At 47.7% G+C, this 7,729-nt stretch carries 9 protein-coding genes; 8 read left to right on the forward strand and 1 reads right to left on the reverse strand.

All coding sequences use genetic code 11. The annotated features are described in order from the left end of the window. Positions 1-512: 512 nt before the first annotated feature. From MICAI_RS12670 to MICAI_RS12705, 8 genes are all read left to right on the forward strand, one after another. Complete coding sequence (locus MICAI_RS12670; RefSeq protein WP_002734613.1) at positions 513-824, forward strand: carbon dioxide-concentrating mechanism protein CcmK; 312 nt, start codon at positions 513-515, stop codon at positions 822-824. Positions 825-890: 66 nt separating this feature from the next. Further along, positions 891-1,232: a carbon dioxide-concentrating mechanism protein CcmK gene (locus MICAI_RS12675; RefSeq protein ID WP_002733426.1), complete on the forward strand. Its 342-nt coding sequence runs from the start codon at positions 891-893 to the stop codon at positions 1,230-1,232. Between the two features lie 32 nt (positions 1,233-1,264). Next, positions 1,265-1,576, forward strand: a complete 312-nt coding sequence (locus MICAI_RS12680) for a EutN/CcmL family microcompartment protein (RefSeq protein ID WP_002734360.1) — start codon at positions 1,265-1,267, stop codon at positions 1,574-1,576. Positions 1,577-1,646: 70 nt separating this feature from the next. Next, positions 1,647-3,605: a ribulose bisphosphate carboxylase small subunit gene (locus tag MICAI_RS12685; RefSeq protein ID WP_008202479.1), complete on the forward strand. Its 1,959-nt coding sequence runs from the start codon at positions 1,647-1,649 to the stop codon at positions 3,603-3,605. 131 nt (positions 3,606-3,736) lie between these two features. Then, positions 3,737-4,399: a hypothetical protein gene (locus MICAI_RS12690; RefSeq protein WP_008202481.1), complete on the forward strand. Its 663-nt coding sequence runs from the start codon at positions 3,737-3,739 to the stop codon at positions 4,397-4,399. Positions 4,400-4,949: 550 nt separating this feature from the next. Next, positions 4,950-6,365, forward strand: coding sequence for a form I ribulose bisphosphate carboxylase large subunit (locus tag MICAI_RS12695; RefSeq protein WP_002753365.1), 1,416 nt, complete (start codon positions 4,950-4,952; stop codon positions 6,363-6,365). A gap of 130 nt (positions 6,366-6,495) precedes the next feature. Further along, the gene (locus tag MICAI_RS12700; RefSeq protein ID WP_002732424.1) at positions 6,496-6,894 is read left to right on the forward strand and encodes a RuBisCO chaperone RbcX; all 399 of its coding nucleotides are present in this window, start codon (positions 6,496-6,498) and stop codon (positions 6,892-6,894) included. A gap of 15 nt (positions 6,895-6,909) precedes the next feature. After that, on the forward strand, positions 6,910-7,245 hold the full coding sequence (locus MICAI_RS12705; RefSeq protein WP_002741682.1) for a ribulose bisphosphate carboxylase small subunit: 336 nt from the start codon (positions 6,910-6,912) through the stop codon (positions 7,243-7,245). Between the two features lie 254 nt (positions 7,246-7,499). Here MICAI_RS12705 and MICAI_RS25900 read toward each other — a convergent pair whose 3' ends face one another. Further along, a complete protein-coding gene (locus MICAI_RS25900; protein ID WP_008202489.1) occupies positions 7,500-7,661 on the reverse strand; it encodes a hypothetical protein in 162 nt (53 codons plus the stop codon). Positions 7,662-7,729 lie beyond the last annotated feature (68 nt).

Here is a 7,729-nt window from a genome sequence, read left to right on the forward strand (position 1 = left end):
TATATAGTATAAAAAAATTATAAAAAAGCCAAAATCAGCGAAAAATAGGCTTTTATCTGCCAATAAATCTGGCAAAGACAAGCAAGCCGCCAAGAGAGAAGTTAAAGCGAAAATCCGTTCTTAGCAAGGGTTTTCGCTTTAAATCTCCCGATAATTGCTGAGGCTGATGGGTGAAGGGAGGGAATGATTAACTTTCGTTAACGTGAAGATGAGAAATAATCATAATGTTTTATATTGTCAAAGGTGTCATAGTTTCCTATGCTTTTTTTAGGTTGATAATTTTGCCTGACTCGTCAAATTTTTACCAACCAGCCCTAGAAAATAAAATTAGTGGATGAAAACGGTCACGATCGAGATAAAATTCAGGATGGTCTTACCCACCTTGCCACGATCCCGACTGCCACCAAAGCTAGAGCAGGAAAAGTAACAAGGAAAGAATTTGACTGAAACAAAATTGATAACGCTAACGAGATTAATAGTTTAGTTTGGCTTGACAAGCGAGGAACAAAAAAATGCCAATTGCAGTAGGAATGATTGAAACCCTAGGATTTCCCGCCGTTGTGGAAGCGGCCGATGCCATGGTCAAGGCCGCCAGGGTGACTCTAGTGGGTTACGAAAAGATCGGTAGTGGTCGCGTCACTGTCATCGTCCGGGGAGACGTTTCAGAAGTGCAAGCTTCTGTGGCTGCCGGAGTGGAAAACGCCAACCGGGTTAACGGAGGACAAGTGCTATCTACCCATATCATCGCTCGTCCCCACGAAAACCTCGAATACGTGCTGCCCATTCGCTACACCGAAGAAGTAGAGCAATTCCGCAGCTATTAAACACCGTTGATCGGGGTCAGCATCTATAGAGTCGAAGAAAGCCAACCATTAGGAGACAAAAATATTATGTCAATTGCAGTGGGCATGGTGGAAACCTTGGGTTTCCCAGCCGTTGTCGAGGCGGCTGATGCCATGGTAAAAGCCGCCCGCGTAACCCTAGTAGGTTACGAAAAAATTGGTAGTGGTCGCGTCACCGTCATCGTCCGAGGAGACGTTTCGGAGGTACAGGCCTCCGTATCGGCGGGGACAGAAGCGGCATCTAATCGTGTTAAAGGTGGTCAAGTCCTCTCGACCCACATCATCGCCCGTCCCCACGAAAACCTCGAATACGTTCTTCCCATTCGTTATACAGAAGCCGTGGAACAGTTTCGTGAAAGTGTTAACCCACAACCTTTAAGACGAATCTAGAGCGCAACTAACTTTTAGTGTAAACAAATTCCATGCAAATTGCCAAAGTTTGCGGAACCGTCGTTAGCACCCTGAAACCGCGCAGTATGACGGGAGTGAAACTTCTGCTTTTGCAATTCATCGACGCACAGGGGCAACTTTTGCCTAAATACGAAGTAGCGGGTGATATTGTCGGAGCGGGGCTTAATGAATGGGTGCTAGTGTCCCGGGGAGGAGCGGCTCGTATCGAAGACGGGCAGAACAATCGCCCCCTTGACGCGATGGTGGTGGGGATTATTGACACTATAACCGTAGAAAATCGCACCCTCTACAGCAAGAGAGACGAATTTCGTCAATCCGGTTAGAAATCGATAGGACCCAAACACAGTTAATTAACAACCAGCCAGCCAAATTCAGTATGGAGGAAGACTAACTATGGTCGTCCGCACAACGGCGGCTAGTCCGAAAAAGCGGACCAAATCCCCAGAGGAAACGCGCATAGACGAGAGTGCCAAAGTCCACACCTTCTCTAACCTCAGTGGTGCTATCGAGATCGGGGCGCGAGTGGTGATTGCTCCGGGGACTTCCATCCGCGCCGATGAAGGAACCCCATTTCACATTGGCGACGACAGCAAAATTCAGGACGGAGCAATCATCCACGGTTTAGAAAAAAGCCGTGTGGTGGGAGATGACGGCCGAGAATATTCGGTGTGGATCGGCCGGGGCAGCTGCATCACCCACATGGCACTCATTCACGGGCCAGCCTATGTGGGCGATCGCTGTTTTATCGGTTTTCGCTCCACCGTCTTTAATGCCCGCATCGGTGCCGATTGCATCGTCATGATGCACGCCCTCGTTCAAGACGTGGAAATCCCCGCCGGTAAATTCGTGCCATCCGGTTCCGTGATCACCAGTCAACAACAGGCCGACCGCTTACCCGATGTCACAGAAATCGATCGAGCCTTCACTCGTCACATTGTCGATATCGACCTCGCCCCCAGCGTCGCGGTCAAAGCCCACAGCCCAGCGACTCCTGCACCAGCAGCCGCTATAAACATCGCTAATGAGACGCTATATAGAAATTCGGTGACACCTATGAGTTTAAATACAAACATTCGAGCGCAGGTTCGCTCCCTCCTCTCCCAAGGCTACAAGATCGGCATCGAATACGCTGACAAACGCCGCTTTAAAACCAGTTCTTGGTTAAGTGCCGGCTTTATCGACGGCAGCCGCGAAGAACAGGTATCCCAATCCCTAGAAGCCTCCCTGAGAGACCTACAAGGCGAATACGTCCGCCTGATCGGAGTCGATCCCGCCGCTAAACGGCGCATACTGGAAATGATTATCCAACGCCCCGAAGACACCCCGGGAGAACCGGCCCGCACCACCACCGCCGTCCACGGCGGTCATGGCAACGGTAACGGCCATTCCGACCTGTCCGTACAAGTGCGTTCCCTGCTCGCCCAAGGACTGAAAATCGCCACCGAACACGCGGATAAACGCCGGTTTAAAACCAGTTCTTGGTTAACTGGACCTGCGATCGAAACCAAGAGCGAAGCGGGCATCATTCGCGATATTGAAGCGATCGTGACTGAAAATAGCGATGAGTACGTTCGCCTGATCGGGATCGACCCGCAAGCGAAAAAACGCGTCGTCGAAATGATTATTCACCGCCCCGGCGGCACCCCCGCTAGTAACGGCAGCGGCAAAGCCAGCAGCTACAGCGCCCCCGCTAGTAACGGAGCCAGTTATAGCAGCAGTGGTAGCTTAAGTGGGGAAACGATCGCTCAAATTCGTTCCCTGCTCGCCCAAGGCTACAAAATCGGCACCGAACACGCGGATAAACGCCGGTTTAAAACCAGTTCTTGGCAGAGTTGCGCCCCGATCGAAAGCAATCGCGAATCTGATGTAATTACTGCTTTGGAAGATTGTTTACGCGAGCATAGCGGCGAATACGTCCGCTTACTCGGTATCGATGCTAAAGCCAAAAAACGGGTTTTAGAAACGGTGATCCAGCGTCCCGATGGTTCGGTGGCCAGTAATGGCAACGGTAAAACCGCCACCGTTGCTGAACCGAGTTTCAAAAGCTATGCTTCTGGTTCTTCTGGCGGCGGTACTGCCACTTTAACCAGTACCTTAACTGCGGAAACGATCACTCAAATTCGCTCTTTATTGAACCAAGGTCACAAAATCGGGGCCGAACACGCGGATAAACGTCGTTTTAAAACCAGTTCTTGGCAAAGCTGCACCCCGATCGAGAGCAGTCGCGAATCCGATGTGGTGGCCGCTTTAGAAACCTGTCTGCGCGACCATCAAGGGGAATACGTTCGTCTGATCGGGATTGACTCCCAAGCGAAACGCCGTGTTCTCGAATCGATTATTCAACGCCCTTAATTTCAGGACTCGGCGATCGGTGAAGGGAGATAGGTGTTAGGTGTTGGCAGACCGGGAAAAATACCGGAAACTCTAACCCCTACCCCCTAACCCCCGCTCACTGATCACTGATCACTGAGTAACTGTCAATTATGTCCTTACCCCCCGTTCAACCTATTAGCCGCTCGGAATTCTATGTCAATGGTGATGTAACCATTGATGAGAGTGCGATCGTGGCTCCGGGGGTGATTCTCCGAGCAGCCCCCAATAGCCAAATAATTATCGGTGCGGGTGCTTGCCTGGGTATGGGAACAATTTTAACCGCCTATCAGGGTGTGATTGCTATCGGTGCGGGAGCAATTTTAGGTACAGGTGTTCTCGTCGTCGGTCGGGGTGAAATCGGTGAAAATGCCTGTATCGGGTCAACCACAACGATTTTTAATGCTTCTGTGGCTGCGATGTCGCTCGTACCGTCTGGCTCCCTGATCGGAGATACTTCCCGTCAAATTACCATCGAGGTGTCAGCGACCCCATCGGAACCGGAAAGACCCCCTTTACCGGAACCGGAACCCGTAGTCAGTCAAGTGTCCCCAGTCCCGTCCATGGAGGAAGTGGTCGCCGAAACCGTGGCCAGTCCTTGGGATAGCGAGGAAATGGTCGCCGAGGCCAGTCCTCCGGAAACCAGAGAACAAGCATCTACTACTAACCGACCGAATCAAGCATCGGTGGTCGGAAAGGTCTATATCAATCAGTTATTGGTCACGCTATTTCCAGAACGTCATCGTTTTAATGGCAACAATAACCATAATTCTTGAAGGGGAAAATAATCGTTCACAAGCCAAAAATCTCAACAATAATTACTGAGTAATTAGACCTAATTTATCTAGAGTTCACGGCTGTCTAACTGTCCTCTAGGTACTGGGTATAATTGCTTAGAAATCCCATTAATATTTAGCGATTGCCGACATTTTTTGAGGTTGTAATTATTGATAATTTTCCTCAATTAAGGAGTAGTTTTAATCGCTCAAAGCCTGATGAGCAGAAGTTTCTGTGTGTCAATCAGGTAAATTTTTGTTGATTTTTTTGTGTTTTTGTAGAGATTGTCAAAGTTAGATGACGACAGATTAAAGAAACTAATCGCCTCGAGAAAAAAAAACAATCAAAATTTTAGGGATAGAGAAAAAAAATGATCAGAATAGGATAAAGTTCGTGTTAAGATGATCAGTTGAAAAAAACATTAGTGAAAATTGCTCCCTAACTTCGCTCCTAGCAGCAGGGGACAGGAGCTTAAGAAAAATCTATGTCGGTTGACGGCGAGATTTTACAGGTGCGACTAATCATGCAGTTTATGGAGGAATAATCCCAATGGTGCAAGCCAAATCCAAAGGTTTCCAGGCCGGCGTAAAAGACTACCGCCTGACCTACTACACCCCCGACTACACCCCCAAAGATACCGATCTACTAGCTTGCTTCCGGGTAACACCCCAACCAGGAGTTCCTCCTGAAGAAGCAGGTGCGGCAGTAGCGGCGGAATCTTCCACAGGTACCTGGACCACCGTTTGGACCGATAACTTAACCGACCTCGATCGCTATAAAGGCCGTTGTTATGATATCGAACCCGTACCCAACGAAGATAACCAGTTCTTCTGTTTCGTTGCCTATCCTTTAGATCTATTTGAAGAAGGTTCCGTCACCAACATCCTCACCTCGATCGTTGGTAACGTTTTCGGTTTCAAAGCTCTACGCGGTCTCCGGTTAGAAGATATCCGTTTCCCCGTCGCTTTAATCAAAACCTTCCAAGGTCCTCCCCACGGTATCACCGTTGAACGGGACAAATTAAACAAATACGGTCGCCCCTTACTCGGTTGCACCATCAAACCCAAACTCGGCCTTTCCGCTAAAAACTACGGTCGTGCCGTTTATGAATGTCTCCGCGGTGGTTTAGACTTCACCAAAGACGACGAAAATATTAACTCTCAACCCTTCATGCGTTGGCGCGATCGTTTCCTCTTTGTCCAAGAGGCGATCGTTAAATCCCAAGCAGAAACCAACGAAGTTAAAGGACATTACCTCAACGTAACCGCTCCTACCTGCGAGCAGATGATGCAACGGGCTGAATTCGCTGCCGAAATCAAAACCCCCATCATCATGCACGACTACCTCACCGGTGGTTTCACCGCTAACACCACCCTGGCGAAATTCTGCCGCGACAAAGGGTTACTGCTCCACATTCACCGGGCAATGCACGCGGTTATCGACCGTCAGAAAAATCATGGTATCCACTTCCGCGTTTTAGCTAAGTGCTTACGTCTCTCTGGTGGTGATCACCTGCACTCGGGAACCGTTGTCGGTAAACTCGAAGGTGAACGCGGCATCACGATGGGTTTTGTTGACCTGATGCGTGAAGACTATGTAGAAGAAGATCGCGCTCGTGGTATTTTCTTCACCCAAGACTACGCCTCCTTACCCGGGGTAATGCCGGTTGCTTCCGGTGGTATCCACGTTTGGCATATGCCCGCGCTGGTGGAAATCTTCGGTGACGATTCCTGCTTACAGTTCGGTGGTGGAACCCTCGGCCACCCCTGGGGTAACGCACCGGGTGCAACCGCTAACCGTGTGGCTCTGGAAGCTTGTATCCAAGCTCGTAACGAAGGTCGCTCCTTGGCCCGCGAAGGTAACGACGTTATCCGGGAAGCTTGCCGTTGGAGTCCTGAACTGGCTGCCGCTTGCGAACTCTGGAAAGAAATCAAATTCGAGTTCGAGGCTATGGATACCCTCTAATACAGCCCTTCAGAAGGTTGTTAGCAGTTATCGGTGCAAAATAATGCCGGGGACTTGCCCAAAATCGGGAAGCAGTCGCTAGAATTTCAACACTGATAACTGTCTAGCCAATAACTGAAAACTGTATAAAATGTATCCGAAAAAAGTTGTTCAAGATACCGCGAAAGTCTTACAAAGTTACCTAACTTACCAAGCGGTTCGCACGATTATCGATCAATTGTCAGAAACTAATCCGACTTTGGCTATTTGGTTGAGTCACTATACTTCTAGCCATTCCATTCAGGATGGCGAGGCCTATATTGCCGGGTTAATGACTGAGAATAAAGAGTTAGTTTTGCGGATCATGACGGTAAGAGAACATCTAGCCGAACAGGTTTTAGAGTTCTTGCCAGAGATGGTAAAAACGGGAATTATTAATGACAATACCGAACATCGTCGGCAACTTTTGGAACGTCTCACCCGTACTGCTATAAGTCAACCAGAGACATCGGAATTAAATCTCGATGTTGATGATCTACCCAACCCATAAGGAATCAAGAAACCCATGAAAACTTTACCTAAAGAGAAGCGTTACGAAACTCTCTCCTACTTGCCCCCCCTCACCGATCAACAAATTGCTAAACAAATTCAATACATGATCGATCAGGGTTATATTCCTGCTGTGGAATTTGAAAAAGATCCCAAACCCGCGGATTATCATTGGACGATGTGGAAACTGCCTTTATTCTCTGTTTCTGGCCCCCAAGAAGTTCTTAATGAAGTTCGCGAGTGCCGCACCGAGTATTCTGATTGCTACATCCGCGTTATCGCTTTTGACAACATCAAACAATGTCAAACCATGAGCTTTATTGTTCATAAACCCAATGCTGGCCGCTACTAATTTGGTTGTCATCTAATTATTAACTGTTGAGGGGGGTTCTTAAACCTCCCTTTTTTGGTTTTGTTGCTAAAATAAATCTTCCTGATTCTTGTCTTTTTTTGCCTATTTCTTCATTCTTAAGTTCAATTTTTCCCGTAAATTTATATTTTTTTGTTGGCTTGTGAAGCTATTTCAATAACTTAAACCTCCTTAATTAAGGCTAATTTAAGCAACTTATTTATCTGATTTAATTTATCTGGAACGACCGCTAGATTTTACAATTCTTCTTTTTCTAATTTCCTGAGTAACTTTTCAGCTTTTGCTTCTTCTTTTTTAATTTTTTCTTCTAGTTTTTTCCAATCACTTTTCTTTCTTGATTCACTTTCTACAATTAACCATCTTTGTTTTATAGCGGTTCTCGCATCTGTGCGGCACACTTAAACCTTTGCCGATTAAGCTGTTCAGGATCGGAAATGTACCTCTTCTGAATCAGAAACGCTATATA

This window comes from Microcystis sp. T1-4 (genome assembly GCF_000297435.1).
Classification (GTDB): domain Bacteria; phylum Cyanobacteriota; class Cyanobacteriia; order Cyanobacteriales; family Microcystaceae; genus Microcystis.

Bases quoted from the DNA above. Each gene is read 5' to 3' on its own strand.
- MICAI_RS12670 (WP_002734613.1), top strand. From the start codon at position 513: ATGCCAATTGCAGTAGGAATGATTGAAACCCTAGGATTTCCCGCCGTT.
- MICAI_RS12675 (WP_002733426.1), top strand. From the start codon at position 891: ATGTCAATTGCAGTGGGCATGGTGGAAACCTTGGGTTTCCCAGCCGTT.
- MICAI_RS12680 (WP_002734360.1), top strand. From the start codon at position 1,265: ATGCAAATTGCCAAAGTTTGCGGAACCGTCGTTAGCACCCTGAAACCG.
- MICAI_RS12685 (WP_008202479.1), top strand. From the start codon at position 1,647: ATGGTCGTCCGCACAACGGCGGCTAGTCCGAAAAAGCGGACCAAATCC.
- MICAI_RS12690 (WP_008202481.1), top strand. From the start codon at position 3,737: ATGTCCTTACCCCCCGTTCAACCTATTAGCCGCTCGGAATTCTATGTC.
- MICAI_RS12695 (WP_002753365.1), top strand. From the start codon at position 4,950: ATGGTGCAAGCCAAATCCAAAGGTTTCCAGGCCGGCGTAAAAGACTAC.
- MICAI_RS12700 (WP_002732424.1), top strand. From the start codon at position 6,496: ATGTATCCGAAAAAAGTTGTTCAAGATACCGCGAAAGTCTTACAAAGT.
- MICAI_RS12705 (WP_002741682.1), top strand. From the start codon at position 6,910: ATGAAAACTTTACCTAAAGAGAAGCGTTACGAAACTCTCTCCTACTTG.